At 70.6% G+C, this 16,200-nt stretch carries 18 protein-coding genes and 2 tRNA genes; 13 read left to right on the top strand and 7 right to left on the bottom strand.

Features of this window, described 5'->3' with window-relative positions; translation table 11 throughout:
* Positions 1–343 precede the first annotated feature (343 nt).
* From F1734_RS17370 to F1734_RS17360, 3 genes are all read right to left on the bottom strand, one after another.
* Complete coding sequence (locus tag F1734_RS17370; protein WP_059174475.1) at positions 344–724, bottom strand: hypothetical protein; 381 nt, start codon at positions 722–724, stop codon at positions 344–346.
* A 71-nt stretch (positions 725–795) separates the two neighbouring features.
* Positions 796–996, bottom strand: coding sequence for a type II toxin-antitoxin system HicA family toxin (locus F1734_RS17365; protein ID WP_082335489.1), 201 nt, complete (start codon positions 994–996; stop codon positions 796–798).
* A gap of 174 nt (positions 997–1,170) precedes the next feature.
* Positions 1,171–1,839 (bottom strand): DUF2637 domain-containing protein, encoded by a 669-nt coding sequence (locus tag F1734_RS17360; RefSeq protein WP_059174476.1) that lies wholly within the window; start codon positions 1,837–1,839, stop codon positions 1,171–1,173.
* A gap of 334 nt (positions 1,840–2,173) precedes the next feature.
* Here F1734_RS17360 and F1734_RS17355 point away from each other — a divergent pair, with 334 nt between their 5' ends.
* The 9 genes from F1734_RS17355 to F1734_RS17315 all read left to right on the top strand — a co-directional run bounded on the left by F1734_RS17355 (position 2,174) and on the right by F1734_RS17315 (position 8,286).
* A complete protein-coding gene (locus tag F1734_RS17355; RefSeq protein ID WP_010594666.1) occupies positions 2,174–2,530 on the top strand; it encodes a fluoride efflux transporter FluC in 357 nt (118 codons plus the stop codon).
* On the top strand, positions 2,527–2,871 hold the full coding sequence (gene crcB, locus F1734_RS17350; protein WP_026137790.1) for a fluoride efflux transporter CrcB: 345 nt from the start codon (positions 2,527–2,529) through the stop codon (positions 2,869–2,871). The genes F1734_RS17355 and crcB overlap by 4 nt, the downstream gene beginning before the upstream one ends.
* 78 nt (positions 2,872–2,949) lie before the next feature.
* The gene (gene pgm, locus F1734_RS17345; protein ID WP_010594664.1) at positions 2,950–4,584 is read left to right on the top strand and encodes a phosphoglucomutase (alpha-D-glucose-1,6-bisphosphate-dependent); all 1,635 of its coding nucleotides are present in this window, start codon (positions 2,950–2,952) and stop codon (positions 4,582–4,584) included.
* A 62-nt stretch (positions 4,585–4,646) separates the two neighbouring features.
* A complete protein-coding gene (locus F1734_RS17340) occupies positions 4,647–5,855 on the top strand; it encodes an MFS transporter (protein ID WP_017680855.1) in 1,209 nt (402 codons plus the stop codon).
* A gap of 26 nt (positions 5,856–5,881) precedes the next feature.
* Complete coding sequence (locus F1734_RS17335) at positions 5,882–6,370, top strand: MauE/DoxX family redox-associated membrane protein (protein ID WP_010594662.1); 489 nt, start codon at positions 5,882–5,884, stop codon at positions 6,368–6,370.
* Positions 6,371–6,407: 37 nt separating this feature from the next.
* The gene (locus tag F1734_RS17330) at positions 6,408–7,154 is read left to right on the top strand and encodes a DsbA family protein (protein WP_010594661.1); all 747 of its coding nucleotides are present in this window, start codon (positions 6,408–6,410) and stop codon (positions 7,152–7,154) included.
* A gap of 133 nt (positions 7,155–7,287) precedes the next feature.
* A tRNA-Ala gene (locus tag F1734_RS17325) sits at positions 7,288–7,363 on the top strand.
* A gap of 73 nt (positions 7,364–7,436) precedes the next feature.
* Positions 7,437–7,509, top strand: a tRNA-Ala gene (locus F1734_RS17320).
* A 360-nt stretch (positions 7,510–7,869) separates the two neighbouring features.
* Positions 7,870–8,286 (top strand): DUF7144 family membrane protein, encoded by a 417-nt coding sequence (locus F1734_RS17315; RefSeq protein ID WP_010594660.1) that lies wholly within the window; start codon positions 7,870–7,872, stop codon positions 8,284–8,286.
* Here F1734_RS17315 and F1734_RS17310 read toward each other — a convergent pair whose 3' ends face one another.
* Both F1734_RS17310 and F1734_RS17305 read right to left on the bottom strand, forming a co-directional pair.
* On the bottom strand, positions 8,287–9,789 hold the full coding sequence (locus tag F1734_RS17310) for an AMP-dependent synthetase/ligase (protein ID WP_017680853.1): 1,503 nt from the start codon (positions 9,787–9,789) through the stop codon (positions 8,287–8,289). It lies immediately after the preceding gene.
* Positions 9,782–10,567 carry an IclR family transcriptional regulator gene (locus tag F1734_RS17305; RefSeq protein WP_203010813.1) on the bottom strand — a complete coding sequence of 262 codons (786 nt, stop codon included), beginning with the start codon at positions 10,565–10,567 and terminating at the stop codon, positions 9,782–9,784. The genes F1734_RS17310 and F1734_RS17305 overlap by 8 nt, the downstream gene beginning before the upstream one ends.
* A 242-nt stretch (positions 10,568–10,809) precedes the next feature.
* Here F1734_RS17305 and F1734_RS17300 point away from each other — a divergent pair, with 242 nt between their 5' ends.
* A complete protein-coding gene (locus tag F1734_RS17300) occupies positions 10,810–12,087 on the top strand; it encodes a LuxR C-terminal-related transcriptional regulator (RefSeq protein WP_010594657.1) in 1,278 nt (425 codons plus the stop codon).
* On the opposite strand, the gene F1734_RS17295 is transcribed toward F1734_RS17300, so the two are convergent.
* Both F1734_RS17295 and F1734_RS17290 read right to left on the bottom strand, forming a co-directional pair.
* A complete protein-coding gene (locus F1734_RS17295; RefSeq protein WP_064066103.1) occupies positions 12,071–12,619 on the bottom strand; it encodes a gluconokinase in 549 nt (182 codons plus the stop codon). The two genes, F1734_RS17300 and F1734_RS17295, sit on opposite strands and share 17 nt — an antisense overlap.
* 33 nt (positions 12,620–12,652) lie before the next feature.
* Positions 12,653–12,967 (bottom strand): WhiB family transcriptional regulator, encoded by a 315-nt coding sequence (locus F1734_RS17290; protein ID WP_003938109.1) that lies wholly within the window; start codon positions 12,965–12,967, stop codon positions 12,653–12,655.
* A 265-nt stretch (positions 12,968–13,232) separates the two neighbouring features.
* Here F1734_RS17290 and F1734_RS17285 point away from each other — a divergent pair, with 265 nt between their 5' ends.
* From F1734_RS17285 to F1734_RS17275, 3 genes are all read left to right on the top strand, one after another.
* On the top strand, positions 13,233–14,318 hold the full coding sequence (locus F1734_RS17285) for an S-(hydroxymethyl)mycothiol dehydrogenase (protein WP_010594655.1): 1,086 nt from the start codon (positions 13,233–13,235) through the stop codon (positions 14,316–14,318).
* A gap of 116 nt (positions 14,319–14,434) precedes the next feature.
* Entirely contained in the window at positions 14,435–15,094 is a 660-nt protein-coding gene (locus tag F1734_RS17280; protein ID WP_203010812.1) for an MBL fold metallo-hydrolase, read from the top strand.
* A gap of 61 nt (positions 15,095–15,155) precedes the next feature.
* Complete coding sequence (locus tag F1734_RS17275; protein WP_203010811.1) at positions 15,156–16,178, top strand: CobW family GTP-binding protein; 1,023 nt, start codon at positions 15,156–15,158, stop codon at positions 16,176–16,178.
* Positions 16,179–16,200 lie beyond the last annotated feature (22 nt).

Raw genomic sequence — 16,200 nt, 5'->3', positions numbered from 1 at the left:
GTGCGACCATCAGCCACGATGATCCATGCGAGGAGTGCTTGTGCGCCGCTCGGGTCAACGGAGTGATCATGCTGCAAGGCACGGTTGAGAACTCGGTGATCCCCTTCTCGTGGCGGTACGTCGGCACGACGATCCGGAACGACGAGCTCGTGTCCGGCGGTGGTGGTCCGCTCGGCCGTCTTGCATGACTTCCGGGTGTTCACCCCGTAGTCAGTCCACTCGGCTGTAGTTGATGCGGTCAGTCCGGCTCGAGCGACCCTCGAGCGTTCGAGCCGAACGAAGGAATGCGCCCTACCTCTTCGTGAGGTGGGGCGCATTCCGTGTGATCGCAGGCGCGTGGAGGTTACGAGTTCACGAGCTGGCTGGCGCGCTGGAAGGTGACACCGAGGATTTCGCCGATGTCACGCACAGGCACCTGACGGTCGGCGAGCTCACGCGCGAGCACCTTTGATTCGGCGAGTGCGTGCCGTTCGAGTCGTTCGGCTTCGCGGCGTTCGTTGCGGATCTTCTCGGCGCGAGCACCGGCGTCGGGAATGTCTTCGACATCGACGTGCATGTCGATGTCGAACGAGTCGGGTGCGGTGATCGTTCGGAGTGCGATGAGGTCTCGGGCCATTGCTTCGGCTTCGCCGATTCGTCGCGCCTGGGTGAGTTCGTCGAGTTCGGGGATTGCGACCATCCACCACTTGCCTTCGCGGGTGACGTTCACGCGATAGGTAGTCATGTCGGTGTTCCGTTCTGTCGTGTCGGTGTAGCGGGGGTGCTGGGGCCGGTTTCCCGGCCCCAGCGGTGTGGCTACTCGCGCTTGCTGGCGGCGATTGCCTTGTTCACTTGACGTACGACGCCCGGGGAGACTGTTCGGTGTCCGGTTGGAACCGAGACTGTCGTTCCGTTCGGTCCGTCCCAGATCTCGTGACTTCCCGAAGTGCGTTGCGGGGTGAAACCTGATTCTTTGAGGAGCTTCTGGATCTTCCGGGTGGGCTGCTCTGCAATCACAACGTTAGTCTATCCACTAGACTGTTTCTAGTCAAGCGAGTAGACAAAATGTCGATGTGGCTAGGGCGCATGGAAACGCCCCCACCCTCGTCGCGAGGATGGGGGCGCTTTCGCCGTGTGGACGCGGGCGGTGCTTCCCGGGCCGAAGCCCCACCGCCCACGCGAGGATCCAGCCTACGACGCGACAGGCGCCGCCAGCCATCTCCTGACTGTCGCCTCCGACTTCCCGATCTCATCCGCGATCGCATAGTTCGACCACCCGTCAGCGCGGAGCTGGCGCGCACGGTGACGCAGTGCGTCCACCGTGTCGCCCGGTACGTCATCCGGTCGCGTCTCTTCGGCTGGTTCGGACGCGGCCACCACGGTGAGCTGCGCTGACGCATGCGACGCGGGTGCGTCATCGGATGCGATCGGCTCGGTAACAATGTTCTCCGGCCGGTTGTTGTCACTGGACGACGTCGTGCTCGTGCGCGCCCGGGCGCGCACGATCGCCAGGTGCGTCACCGCCAGCGCGGCTGCTGGAGGAACCACCGCCACCGCAGTGCCTACTGCCGGATGCAGCGGCCCGGCCGGCAACAGCACATGCGCGATGTTCCCGGCCACCGACACGACTGCGCCGAGCCACAGCAGCGCCCACGCGTACCGCCGCGCCCCACTGTCGGCGGCGAACGTCACCACCGCCCACGTGCCGGCGAGGATCAGCCCGTCGACGACCAGCGGCCACACGGCCGCCTGCGCGCGCCCCAACCCCGCTCGCGCCGCCAGGTCCGCCAGTGCGGTGTACGACAGCCACAGTGCCGCCAGCCCGAGGGCTGCAACGAAGAGGCCGTCCCGAGGTGTCACCCGAGGTGCTGACAATGTCCCTTCTCCTTCCGATCGGTGCGATGCGGACCGGCCTTCCTCAGCCCGCATCGCGATGTACCGCTTATGAACCGGAAACCCCGTAAACCGCCCGGAACTACGGGCACCAATCGGCGCCGACCATCACCCACGGATTTACTCGATACGCTGCGCCAACCGCACCCACCCGCCCCCGCCAACACCCACCCAGTCACATAAGCCCTGGCGAGGCGGCGGAGGACCCGGGTTCGATTCCCGGCAGCTCCACCGGAACGCGAAGGACCCCGGCCACCCGGCCGGGGTCCTTCGCATCTGCCGGACCTCTACGGTTACCGGCATGGAGTACAAGCCGACGGCCGTGGTCGCCGCGGGCGGAGCGGTGGGCGCCGTGGCCCGGTACGCCCTGGCCGTGCAGTTCCCCGGCATCTGGACGATCGCGGCGATCAACGTCGCCGGCTCGCTGCTGCTCGGCCTCGTCGCCGCGCTGCTCGGTCCCGATCGCCTGTGGCGCCTGTTCCTGGGTGTCGGCGTACTCGGCGGCTACACCACCTTTTCCACGTTCGCCGTCGACACCGTCCGCCACCCCGCGACGGCCGTCCTGTACGTGACTGTGACCCTCGTCGGGGCACTCACGGCGGCACGCGTCGGGATGGCCACCGGTGAGGCGTGGCGGCACCGGTCGGCGACCCGATGACCGTCCTGCTCGTCGCCGTCGGCGGCGGTGCCGGTGCGGTCCTGCGCTACCTCGCGGGCCGGCACGTCCGCTCCTATCGCAGCGTCCCGGTGGCGACGATGACGGTCAACGTTCTGGGCTGCCTGCTGCTGGGCCTGCTGTCCGGCGCCGCGCTGGCACCGGCGACGTTCGCGCTGCTCGGCACCGGATTCTGCGGAGGCCTGACCACCTATTCGACGTTCGCCGTCGAAGCGGTCGGTCTCGTACGCGTGCGCCGCCCGGCCACCGCGACGGCATATGCGGTGGTGAGCGTGCTGGCCGGGACGGCCGCGGCCTGGGCCGGGTTCGCCCTCACGTCCTGACCGCCGGCGATCGACGCGCGCGGTGCACGCAGGCCGGGCAAGATGAGCAGGGCAAGGTCGGGTGGACGAGGAGGTCACATGGCGCACGAACGAGCGGGACAACCGGCGGCAGCCGCGGATCTGGAGGATCTCGCGCACCTGGTCACCGCGTACTACACGGTGACGCCGGACCCGCAGGATCCGTTGCAGCAGGTTGCCTTCGGCACCTCGGGTCACCGCGGATCGAGCCTCGACGGCGCCTTCAACGAGCAGCACATCCTCGCCACGACCCAAGCGATCGTCGAATACCGGGCGGCGCAGCAGGTCACCGGGCCGCTGTTCCTCGGCCGCGACACCCACGCGCTGTCGGAACCGGCATGGACGAGCGCACTCGAGGTGCTCGCCGCCAACGGCGTCGATGTGGTCGTCGACGCCCGCGACCGCTACACACCCACCCCGGCCGTGAGCCACGCGATCCTGCGGCACAACGCCGCCGCCGGATCCGGGGCCCGCGCCGACGGGATCGTCGTCACCCCGTCGCACAACCCGCCCCGCGACGGCGGATTCAAGTACAACCCCCCGCACGGTGGGCCGGCCGACACGGACGCGACGTCGGCGATCGCGGCGCGCGCCAACGAGCTGCTCGCCGCGGGACTCGACGGGGTGCGCCGGGTCCCTGCCGCCCGGGCGCTCGCCGCAGCCGGCCGGCACGACTTCCTCGCCGCCTACATCGACGACCTGCCGAACGTCGTGGACCTCGACGCCGTCCGCGAGGCCGGGCTGCGCGTCGGCGCCGACCCCCTCGGCGGTGCGAGCGTCGACTACTGGGGCGAGATCGCCGAGCGGCACCGGCTGGACCTGACCGTCGTCAACCCGCTCGTCGACGCCACGTGGCGGTTCATGACCCTCGACACCGACGGCAAGATCCGGATGGACTGCTCGTCGCCCAACGCGATGGCGTCGCTGATCGGCACCCGCGACCGCTACGACCTGGCCACCGGCAACGACGCCGACGCCGACCGGCACGGCATCGTCACCCCCGACGGGGGGCTGATGAACCCGAACCACTACCTCGCGGTCGCCATCGACTACCTGTACCGGCACCGTTCCGGGTGGTCCGCCGAGGCGAAGGTCGGCAAGACCCTCGTGAGCTCGTCGATGATCGACCGGGTGGCCGCGGGCCTGGGCCGCGGGCTGCTCGAAGTTCCGGTGGGCTTCAAGTGGTTCGTTCCCGGCCTGCTCGACGGCACCCTCGGATTCGGCGGGGAGGAGAGCGCCGGCGCGTCGTTCCTGCGGCGCGACGGCTCGGTGTGGACCACCGACAAGGACGGCATCCTGCTGGCCCTGCTCGCGTCCGAGATCACCGCCGTGACCGGCACGACCCCGTCCCGGCGCTACGCCGAGCTCGCCGAGCGCTACGGCGACCCGTCGTACGCCCGGGTGGACGCACCCGCCACGCGGGAGCAGAAGGCGGTGCTGGGGAAGCTCTCGCCCGAACAGGTCGACGCCACCGAACTGGCCGGCGAGCCGATCACCGCGACCCTCACCGCCGCGCCGGGCAACGGTGCCGCGATCGGCGGACTGAAGGTCACCACGGAGAACGCGTGGTTCGCGGCCCGGCCGTCGGGCACCGAGGACGTGTACAAAATCTACGCCGAATCGTTCCTCGGCCCCGACCATCTCGCGCAGGTCCAGGACGCGGCCCGCGACCTGGTGTCCCACGTTCTCGGCTGAGTCCGTACCGGCGGGACGCGCCTGCCGGACCGGTCGTGCGCGTCGCTAACATCAGGCCCATCATGCGAACACGCGACGCCGCCTTGCCGCGGGAGATCTGGGTCCTGGTCAGCGCGGCCTTCGTCATCGCTCTCGGCTTCGGTCTCGTCGCGCCCGCGCTGCCGCAGTTCGCGCGCAGTTTCGGCGTCGGGGTCACCGCGGCGTCCGTCGTGATCTCCGCGTTCGCGGCCATGCGGCTGCTGTTCGCTCCCGCCAGCGGAAAACTCGTGCAGCGGCTGGGGGAGCGGCCGGTGTACACCGCCGGTGTGCTCATCGTGGCGCTGTCGACCGGCGCCTGCGCCTTCGCGACGGACTACTGGCAGCTGCTGCTGTTCCGGGCGCTCGGCGGGATCGGCTCGACCATGTTCACCGTCTCGGCGTTCGGGTTGCTGATCCGCATCTCCCCACCGAACGCGCGGGGCCGGGTGTCGGGGCTCTACGCGACGAGCTTCCTGCTCGGCAACATCGGCGGTCCGCTCGTCGGCGGCGCGCTGGTAGGACTGGGGTTGCGGGCACCGTTCCTGATCTATGCGGTGGCCCTCCTCGTCGCAGCGGCCGTCGTGTTCGTGAGCCTGCGCCACTCCGCGCTCGCCGCGCCGGACTCGGGCGCCGGCATGCCCGCGATGCGGCTGCGGGAGGCCCTGCGGTCGCCGGTGTACCGGGCCGCACTCGGATCGAACTTCGCCAACGGCTGGGTCGTCTTCGGCGTGCGGGTGGCGATGGTGCCGCTGTTCGTCGTAGAGGTGCTCGGACGCGACGCCGGGCTCGCCGGGGTGGCGCTGACGGTGTTCGCCGTGGGCAACGCCCTGGTCCTGATGGTCTCCGGGCGGTTGTCCGACCGGTTCGGCCGCCGCCCGTTCGTCCTGCTGGGGCTCGTGGTGTGCGGGACCAGCACCATCGCGATGGGCCTGACCACGAACCTCGCGCTGTTCTTCGCGACCTCACTGCTGGCCGGCGTCGGGTCGGGCCTGATGAACCCGGCCCAGCAGGCGTCCGTCGCCGACGTCGTCGGCAGCAAGGCGCGCGGCGGCCCGGTGCTGGCGACGTTCCAGATGACCGCCGACGTGGGCGCGGTGATCGGACCGGTCGCCGCCGGAGTCCTGGCGCAGCACCTGTCGTACGGGGCCGCCTTCGCCGTGACCGGTGCCGTCATGCTGCTGGTGGCCGTGCCCTGGGCGCTGGCGCCGCGGCTCACCCGGGAACCCGCGGTGACCGAAGCCACGGAGCGCTGAGCGTCGACCTCGGTACTGTCGATGACGTGTGGATTCCCCTGCTCAGTCTGATCGCCCGGCTCGGTCTCGCCGCCGTGTGGCTGATCTCCGGCTGGATCAAGTTCGTCGATCCGTCGCAGACCGTGGTGGCCGTCCGCGCGTACCAGCTGCTGCCCGAGGTCCTCGTGCGGCCCGTCGCGGCCGGGCTGCCGATCCTCGAGCTCGTGCTCGGACTGCTGCTGCTGATCGGGCTCGCGGTGCGCGCGGCAGCGGTCGTGGGGGCGGCCGCGCTGCTGACGTTGATCGGCGTGATCGCGTCGGTGTGGGCGCGCGGGCTGTCGATCGACTGCGGGTGTTTCGGTGGCGGTGGGGCCGCCGACGTGGACGGCTGGGACTACGCCGGAGAAATCGCACGAGACCTCGGCTTCCTCGCCCTGGCCGCATGGCTGACCGTGTTCCCCCGCAGTCCGCTCGCGCTCGGTCCCGGCTCCCGGGCGAGGCTCTCAGCACGCACTCAGCCCGCGATGGCAGAGTGATCCCGCATCGATACCCGGACAGCGAAGGGCAGATTTCGTGAGCGCCAAGAAGGTCAAACCGGTCAAGTACACGCCGGAGCCGACGTCGAGCAAGTCCACCTTCATCCTCGGCGGGATCGCGGTCGTGGTGATCGCGGTGCTGGTCATCGGGGGGGTGCTGTGGCAGGCGAACCGGAGCAAGGCGCGCAACGAGGGCTACGGGACGGTGCAGAACGCGGCGGTGCAGGTGGAGTTGCAGGACGACGGGGTCGTCCTCCTCGGCCTCCCCGACGCCGCGACGACGATCGACCTGTTCGAGGACCCGCTGTGCCCGTACTGCGCCGAGCTCGAGCACAAGCACGGTCAGGAACTCGCGCAGGCGATCGACGCCGGCGACGTCGCTGTGCGATACCACATGCTCGCGTTCCTCGATCAGCTCTCGGCGAGCGGCGACTACTCGACCCGCGCGGTCGCGGCCGGTCAGTGCGTCGCGCAGGCCGGGGACGCGACGGCGTTCTCCGCGTTCCACGGTGCGCTGCTCTCGCCGGAGAACCAGCCCGCCGAGCGGGGCGACAGCGACCTCACCAATGCCGAGCTGGCACAGATGGCACGGGACGCCGGGGCGTCCGACGAGGCGGCGCAGTGTGTCGCCGACGGCGCGCGCGTCGAGCAGGCTGCGGTCGACGCGGAGGCGGGACGGCAGGCGCTCGCGGCGGCGGGCGCGTCCGGCACCCCCGCGGTGGTGCACAACGGCACCGTGATCGACGCACTCGGTAACGACAACTGGGTGGCCGAGCTCGGCTGAGGTGGCGGCGACGGTGGTCGGACGGACGACCGCCGTCGCCTCCCGGTCCGCACTGACCAGGCGATTTGTTGTCGTCGACGGCGATGGTGTAATTTTCTCTTCGCACCGGGGAGTAAATCCCGGGTGACGGTACGGGGCTATGGCGCAGCTGGTAGCGCACCACACTGGCAGTGTGGGGGTCAGGGGTTCGAGTCCCCTTAGCTCCACCATCGCGACACGAGGCGAGAGTGAATGCTCTCGCCTCTTGTCGTGAGAGGCCACCTCGGGTGGTCCGGTTGTTCAGGGGCTATGGCGCAGCTGGTAGCGCACCACACTGGCAGTGTGGGGGTCAGGGGTTCGAGTCCCCTTAGCTCCACTCCCGCACCCTCTCCACCCCCTCCGGGACGCCCCGATCGTTGCGCGGCCGGACCGGTATCCCGGGCAATGCCGACATTTCCCCCTCGGAACCTGCTTCATGCTCTCTCGTAGCGGCGCACACTGTGATGGATCGCTTCGAAAACGGGAGAGGTGAGCTGTCGTGTCCGAAGGTTCGAACATTACCCCGGGTTCTTCTGCCGGTTCCGGTGCCGGTGCCGCACCGGGTGCGGGTGCTACTGCCGGTTCGGGTGCCACTGCGGCAGCGGGTGCGTCTGCGCGCCATGCGGGTGGTGCCCACGAGGGTGGCGGCCCCGCCGCCGCTGTCCGCCACGGATCGGGGCCGGCGACCGGCTCGGGATTGAAGCAGGGTTTCGCCGCCGGCACGTCGATCGCGGCCGGCATCCTGCTGGCCACGGTCGGCGTCCTGCAGTTCCTGCAGGGCATCGCCGCGATCGCCAAGGACGACATCATCGTCGTGGGGCAGGAATACACCTTCTCCTGGGACGTCACGGCGTGGGGCTGGGTGCATCTGATCCTGGGCATCCTGGTGGCCGTGGTCGGTCTCGCGCTCGTCACGGGGGCGACGTGGGCGCGCGTCGCCGCGATCGTCATCGCGGCGCTGTCGATCATCGTGAACTTCCTGTGGCTGCCCTACTACCCGGGCTGGTCGCTCGCGATCATCGCGATCGACGTGGTGGTGATCTGGGCGGTGTCGACCTGGGACGCCGATCGCACCTGGGACGCCGGTCGTACCGAGCCGGGCTACCGTCCCTGATCAATCCTCGTACAAACGCTGCACGACGTCGGCGCAGCGCACGAGCACCCGCTCCGGCAGCGGGTGCCCGTGCGCGTCGACGTCCGTCGGCGGAAGCGGTGCGGGCAGCACGATGAACCGGCGAATGCGTTCCCAGCGGCCGAGGTCCGCGTTGAGCCGGTCGACGGCGGCCGCGGCCTCCGCCGGTGGGATCGGCCGGTCCGACATGGGGACGACCAGTCCCACGCAGTAGGGCCGGAGTTCACCTGCCACGACGAGGTCCGCGTCGGGCAGCAGTGCCCGGAACCGGCGTGCGACGGCAGCAGGCGCGACGTACTTGCCGGTGGAGGTCTTGAACACCTCCTTCTTACGGCCACGCAAGGTGACGAATCCGTCGTCGTCGACGGCGCCGCGGTCGCCGGTATGGAACCAGCCGTCGCGGTCGATGGCGGCCGCGGTGCGTTCGACATCGTCGTGGTACCCGGCCATGACCGCAGGGCTGCGGACGAGCAGTTCCCCGTCGGGGGCGATACGAACCTGCGTGCCGGGCAGGGGCCGGCCTACGGAGCCGAGACGCCGGCTGTCCGGGCGGTTGACGCAGGACGGTCCCGCCGTCTCGGTGATGCCGTAGCCCTCGAGGGCCGGCACACCGGCCCCGTCGAACCACTCGGCCAGCGGGCGGGCGAGCCGGGCCGACCCGGACAGCACGAATCGCAATCGACCCAGATCCGCGGCGCCGGACTCGACGCCGGTGCGGATCTTGCCCAGTACATGGGGAACGGATCCGAGGAAGGTGGGCCGGACGTCGCCGAGGTGCCGCACCACCCGGTCGGCGCGGCCGTCGACGAACGTCGGCAACCCCAGGTGCACGCCCACGAACAGCAAGGCGCGCCCGAAGACGTGGGAGAGCGGCAACCAGAGCAGTTGCAGGTCCGAGGAGGTGAGCATCCCCAGGCGGGCCATCGCCCGGGCTTCGTAGGCGACGGCAGCGTGCGACAGACAGGCACCCTTGGCGGTGCCGTCGGAACTGGAGGTGTAGATCAAGGTGGCCAGGTGGTCGGGGGTTACGCCCGCGATGCGGGCCGCCACCGCTTCAGGATCGGCGGCCAGGAGGCGCCGGCCCTCGTCCTCGAGCTCCCCGAGCCGATTCAGGTACAGCAGTGGCGTGGTGGGCAGCGGCCGGTCCGTGAACGTCAGCACGCTGCCCGAGTGCCGGAGCAGTGCCGCCACGTCCGCCGGCGGGGTAGCGGGGTAGATCGGCACGGTGACCGCCCCCGCACACACGATCGCCAGGTCGGCGAGGATCCACTCGTAGCTGGTGACGGCGCAGACGGCGACGTGCGCGCCCGGGGCGATGCCCCGTCCGATCAGCCCGGCGGCCAGCGCAGTGACCCGGCTGCCGACCTCGCCCCACGACACGCTCGACCAGTCGTCACCCGCGGGATGCCGGAACGCCTCCGCATGGGGCGTGCGGGCGACCCGGTCGAACAGCAACCGCGGCACGGTGCGGGCGGGTTCAGCCATCGCTGCTCGTCAATCCGCCGGGTCGCAGGGCGCGGCCGATCGCACGCGCCGCGGTGCGCACGAGCTGGGTCAATGCGGTGACCTGCGCGGTGTCGGCGGCCGCGACGATCGACAGTGCCGCGACGGCGATCCCGGGCCGCTCGAAGATCGGTGCGGCCACCGAGACTGCCTCCATCGTCACCTGGCGGTCGCTCACCGCGATCTCGGAACGGCGCACCTCGGCCAGGACCCGGCGCAGCTCGGCCGGTGAGGTGAGGGTGCGTTCGGTGAACCGTTCCAACGGCCGCGACAGCACCTCCTCCTGAACGGAGCGCGGGGCGAACGCGAGCAGCACGAGTCCCAGGCCGGACGCGTGGAGGGGAAAGGGACTGCCGACCCGGGCGAGGGTCTTCACCGCCCGCTGACCCCCCAGCCGTTCGACGAACACCACTTCTGTGCCCTCGCGCACGCCGAGCTGCACGTTCTCCTGGGTGATCTGCGACAGGTCTTCCAACACGGGCAGTGCCAGCTCGCGCAGCAGCGCACCGCGGGGCGCGAGGGCCCCGACCTGCCACAACCGGAGCCCGACGCTGAAGCCGCCGGACGAGTCGCGCTCCAGCGCGCCCCATTCGGTGAGATCCCCGGCCAGCCGGTGCACTGTGGTGAGCGGCAGACCCGTGCGCCGGGAGATCTCGCTCAGGGTCAGGCTGGGCTGCTCACGCGTGAACGCCTCGAGAAGGGTGAGCGCCCGTACCGTGACGGAACCGGTGGCCGGGCGGGCGGCGCCGGTAGGGGTCACGGTGTGTTCACCCCTTCCTCGGGAACTGCTCCGGCCGGGCCGGTACGACTCTGAGCGGAATGCTAGTCCAGCACTCGAGCGCGTTGTTCGGTTGCAGCATCGGATCCCGGTCGCGTCGATCCGGCGCGGTGAGCAGCACCGCCGCCCCGGGACGTGCACCCGGCCCGCCGACCTGCGCGCCCGGGGGAGCGCCCACCGAGCGGGGAGCCGGTTCCCCGGGCGTCCGCGCTATCGTGGCCGGAGTGAGCACCGCGATCCCGGCCCCCGACACGCTGATCACGCACCTACGGGACGTGCTGGTCGGGCCGCTCACCGAGATCGGCCAGCGCTTCTCGGCGCTGCTCACCGACCTGGTCCCGCACACCGCCCTGGTGATCTTCACGCGGGAATGCACCGGGCGGCCGCGCAAGGTGGCCGGCGACCCCGGTGTCGTCGACCGGGTGACCATCGCCGAACTCGACCGCATCCGGAGCGAACTCGCCACCGGGCAGATCCGTCGCGGCCCGGCCCGGATCGCGGGCCGGGACCGCGACGTGTGGGTGATCCTCGACGCCACCGATACGCTGCTCGTGCTCGTCCCGGACGGTGCCCGCACCGCCGCGATTCCCCTCGAGCTGGTCCGGGCACTGTTCGCCGTCGTGGCCACCGGCATCCAGCTCCAGGTCCGCAACGCCAGCCCGGCGTATCTCGCCGAATCGCGTGCCGCCTCGTCCGAACGCGCACGGACCGTCGCCGAGCTCACCGAGGCCCATGCGATGACACTCGAGTCGATCCTCGCGACGTTGCGGTCGAAGGACCTCGACGACACCCGGGCGCGCATCACCGCGCGTGAGACCGCCACCAATGCCCTCATCGGGCTCCGCTCGGCCGTCGACCGTCACCGCGAGCTCGCCGAGGAGGCAGTGACCACGGCCTTCGCTCGGCTGCACGGCGAGCTGCGTGGTCTGCTCCGGCACCGCGAGGTGGTTCTCGAGATGGTCGCCCCACCCGTGGACGGGCGGGCGCTGCCCGGAGAGGTCGCGCATGCCGCCCGGGCTCTCGCTCGCGGCGCGGTGCTCGCGATGTCCGCGCAGGCGGACCTCGGCCGCGTCCGGGTCGCCTGGCACTGTCACGGCGGCGACCTGCTGATCGACATCCGGGACGACGGGGACGGCGAGGCCGACGCCGCCGACCTCGCGCGGCAGTTGCGGGACCGGGCCGAGACCCTCGGCGGCACCGTGGAGGCCGAGTCCACACCGGGATGGGGTTGCCGCGTCGCGGCGCGGCTACCGCTCGACATGCCCGCTCCGGTGGCCGGTAGCTCCGCACTCGAGGCGCTGGCGGTGCTCGCGCCCCGTGAGGTGGAGGTGCTCGAGCACCTCGTCGCCGGCCGGCGGAACCGGGTGATCGCCGAGCGGCTCGGCGTCAGCGAATCGACGGTCAAGTTCCACGTGGCGTCGGTGCTCCGCAAGCTCGGCGTGAGCACCCGCGGAGAGGCGGCCGCGCTCGGCGCGGAGGCGGGGATCAAGGCCGCGGGCTGACGTCCGTCCCGGGCGTCCACTCGGCCGCGCGCCTGACGATTTCGGCGGCGATCTCGGCGGGCTCGGCGTCGATGCCGACGACGATCGCCGCCTCGTCGGGTTCGAGCGGCTCGAACGCGGCGAACTGCGAGTCCAGCAGGCCGGCCGGCATGTAGTGCCCGCGCCGTGCGCGCAGTCGTTCCCGGATCTGTTCGCGCGTGCCCGCCAGGTACACGAAGACCACGTTCTCACCGGCCAGGTCGTCGCGGTAGCTGCGGCGCAGTGCGGAACACGTCACCGCCCCCGGTCGGTTTCGCGCGGTGTGGTGCCGGATCCACTCGCCGATCGCCGCGAGCCACGGCGCTCGGTCCGCGTCGCCGAGTGGCCGGCCGGCGGCCATCTTCTCGACGTTGGCACGCGGATGCAGGTCGTCGCCCTCGAGCAGGTCCCATCCGAGGGTGTCGGCGACGAGTGCCGCGACGGTCGACTTACCGGAGCCGGACACTCCCATGATCACGAGAACCGGTGCGCCGGAGCGGCCGGGTGAGTCCATCTGTGCCTCCGTCGGTCGACGCCGGGGCGCTCGTCAGCGCCCCAGCATGCCCCACCGGGTGGACCGATTCACGGCGGCCCGGCGCGAGCGACGCTCGGACTCCGACATTCCACCCCAGACACCGTACGGCTCCCCGACTTCCAGGGCGTGGGTGCGGCAGCGCTCGAGAACCGGGCATCGGGCGCAGACGAGCTTGGCGCGGTACTCGCGCAGCTCGCGCGCGTGCCCACGTTCGCCGTCGGGATGGAAGAAGGCCGACGACTCGTGGCCGCGGCACGCAGCGTGCAGCTGCCAATCCCAGCTCTCGCTGCGGGGGTGGGGGAGGGTCACCGTGTTGGCGATCGACATTGCACTCCTCGGGCCTGCGAGGGGTCGCCTCGCCTGGACGCTGCGCCCTGTGAGGGCGGTCATACCTAAGCCTAACCCGACTTTCGTACTCGATCAACGACACTTCTGCATTCTTCAGGCAAAAGTGGCGGGGCTGGTCTTTCGGGCAGGTGAAGCCCGTCCTTCGATCAGGTACCGAGGCGTCTCGCCGCCGATAGCGTGTGCGCATATCGCGATACGTCGCCGACGTTGCGCGAGCACCGCACGAGAAGAAGGAGACACCGTCATGCCACAGCAGGTCCGGGGCGTCGTCGCCCGCGCGAAGGGCGCTCCCGTCGAGGTCGTGCCGATCGTCATCCCCGACCCGGGGCCGGGCGAGGTCGTCGTCGCGATCGCCGCGTGCGGAGTGTGCCACACCGACCTGCACTACCGGGAGGGCGGCATCAACGACGAGTTCCCGTTCCTGCTCGGCCACGAGGCCGCCGGGGTCGTCGAGTCCGTCGGTGAGGGCGTCGACTCGGTCGCGGTCGGCGACTTCGTCGTCCTCAACTGGCGGGCCGTGTGCGGGCAGTGCCGCGCCTGCAAGCGGGGCCGTCCGCAGTACTGCTTCGACACCCACAACGCGACGCAGAAGATGACCCTCGAGGACGGCACCGAGCTGACCCCGGCCCTGGGCATCGGCGCGTTCGCCGACAAGACCCTCGTACACGCCGGGCAGTGCACCAAGGTCGACCCCAGCGCCGACCCGGCCGTCGTCGGCCTGCTCGGGTGCGGGGTGATGGCCGGCCTCGGTGCCGCGGTCAACACCGGCGGGGTCACCCGCGGCGACTCGGTGGCGGTCATCGGCTGCGGCGGTGTCGGCGATGCCGCGATCATGGGTGCCCGCCTCGCCGGCGCCGACAAGATCATCGCGGTGGACCGGGACGCGAAGAAGCTCGAGTGGGCCACCGACCTGGGTGCGACCCACACCGTCAACGGCGCCGAGACCGACCCGGTCGAGGCGATCGCGGAGCTGACCGGCGGCTTCGGCGCCGACGTCGTCATCGACGCCGTCGGCCGCCCGGAGACGTGGAAGCAGGCCTTCTACGCGCGTGATCTGGCCGGCACCGTCGTCCTCGTCGGCGTGCCCACCCCGGACATGACCCTCGAGATGCCGCTGATCGACTTCTTCTCCCGCGGCGGGTCGCTCAAGTCGTCCTGGTACGGCGACTGCCTGCCCGAGCGGGACTTCCCGATGCTGGTCGATCTCTACCAGCAGGGCCGGCTGCCGCTCGAGAAGTTCGTGACCGAGCGCATCGCCCTCGATCAGGTGGAGAAGGCGTTCGAGACCATGCACCGCGGCGAGGTGCTGCGCTCGGTGGTGGTCCTGTGACCGGGGCGAGCGGAGCGACGGGGGATGTGACCGGGGCGAGCGGAGCGACGGGGGATGTGACCGGGGCGAGCGGAGCGACGGGGGATGTGACCGGGGCGAGCGGAGCGACGGGGGATGTGACCGGGGCGAGCGGAGCGACGGGGGATCGGCACCGTCTGCGTATCGACCGGGTCGTCACCCACGGCACCTTCGCCCTCGACGGCGGCGAGTGGGAGGTCGACAACAACATCTGGCTCGTCGGTGACGACGACGAGGTGGTCGTGATCGACGCCGCGCACACCGCACCGCCGATCGTCGACGCCGTCGGGGGCCGGAAGGTGGTGGCGATCGTGTGCACGCACGGGCACAACGACCACGTCACCGTCGCCCCGGAACTGGCCGCGACGCTCGACGCGCCGATCCTGCTCAACCCGGCCGACGACGTGCTCTGGGAGATGACCCACCCCGGGGTGCGGCACCGGCCGCTCGAGGATGGTGATCGGATCACGGTGGCGGGCACCGACATCCAGGCCATCCACACTCCCGGGCATTCGCCCGGCTCGACGTGCCTGTATCTGCCGGAGGCGGGTGAGCTGTTCACCGGCGACACCCTGTTCTCCGGCGGGCCGGGGGCGACGGGGCGCTCCTACTCGGACTTCCCGACCATCATCGGCTCGATCCGGGACAAGCTATTCGCGCTGCCCGCCGAGACGAAGGTGCACACCGGTCACGGCGACGGCACGACGATCGGCACCGAGTCCCCGCACCTCGAGGAGTGGATCCGCCGGGGCAGCTGACCCGGCCGCGGTGCGTCCCGTCGCCGGACCGCCGGACGGGACGCACCGCTACGCTCGCCTCATGGCGAACGAGCGGATCCCCGTGGTGATCGTCGCAGGCTTCCTGGGCTCCGGGAAGACGACCCTGCTCAACCACCTGCTGTGCAACAACCGTGGTGCGCGAATCGGAGTGATCGTCAACGACTTCGGCGCGGTCAACATCGACTCGATGATGGTCGCGGGACAGGTCGACTCGATGGTCTCGCTGAGCAACGGCTGTCTGTGCTGCGCCGTCGACGTCGCCGACATGGACGCGATGCTCGACCGGCTCGCACACCGCACCTCGGACATCGACGTCATCGTCGTCGAGGCCAGCGGACTCGCCGAGCCGCGCAACATGATCCGGCTCGTCGTTGGCTCGGGCAACGAGTACGTAGGCTACGGCGGACTCGTCCTCGTCGTGGACGCGGCCGAATTCGGCGGCACCCGTGAGCGGCACCCCGAACTCGACCAGCACGTCGCACTGGCAGATCTCGTGCTGCTCAACAAGACCGACCGCATCGACGGTGACGCCCACGACGAACTACTCGAATTGCTGTGCCGCCTCAACGACCGCGCCGCGATCGTGTCCACCGTGCACGGGCGCATCGATCCGGCGCTGTTGTTCGACATCCCCGAACGTCCCGAGCCGCAACCCGGCGAACAGCTCAGCCTCGACCGGTTGCTGTACGAGGAGCACGACGGCGAGCACACCCATCTGCACGACGGTTACGACGCCGTGGACTTCGATTCGCCGGTACCGCTGCACCCCCGCGCCCTCGTCGGCTTCCTCGAGGACCAGCCGGCCGGGGTGTTCCGAATCAAGGGGTACGTCCACGTCGTCGCCGGTGGTCGAACGCGCACCTATCTGCTGCACACCGTGGGCGACCACATCCGCTTCGACCCGGTGCGGCGTACGGGCGACATCCCTGCCACCACCCGGCTCGTCGTGATCGGTGCCGACCTGGACCCCGATGCGGTACGCGCTCGGCTCGCCGCGTGCGTACCCACCGAACCGGTGCCGGCCGATGCAATGCTGGCCGTGCACCGGTTCACGCCGCGCTGAGCGAAGGTGCGTGGACCCTCTA

The sequence above is a fragment of the Rhodococcus ruber genome, assembly GCF_016804345.1.
Classification (GTDB): Bacteria; Actinomycetota; Actinomycetes; order Mycobacteriales; family Mycobacteriaceae; genus Rhodococcus; species Rhodococcus ruber.
Note: the sequence above shows the minus strand (reverse complement) of the source record. Positions and strands in the feature narration are given on the sequence as shown.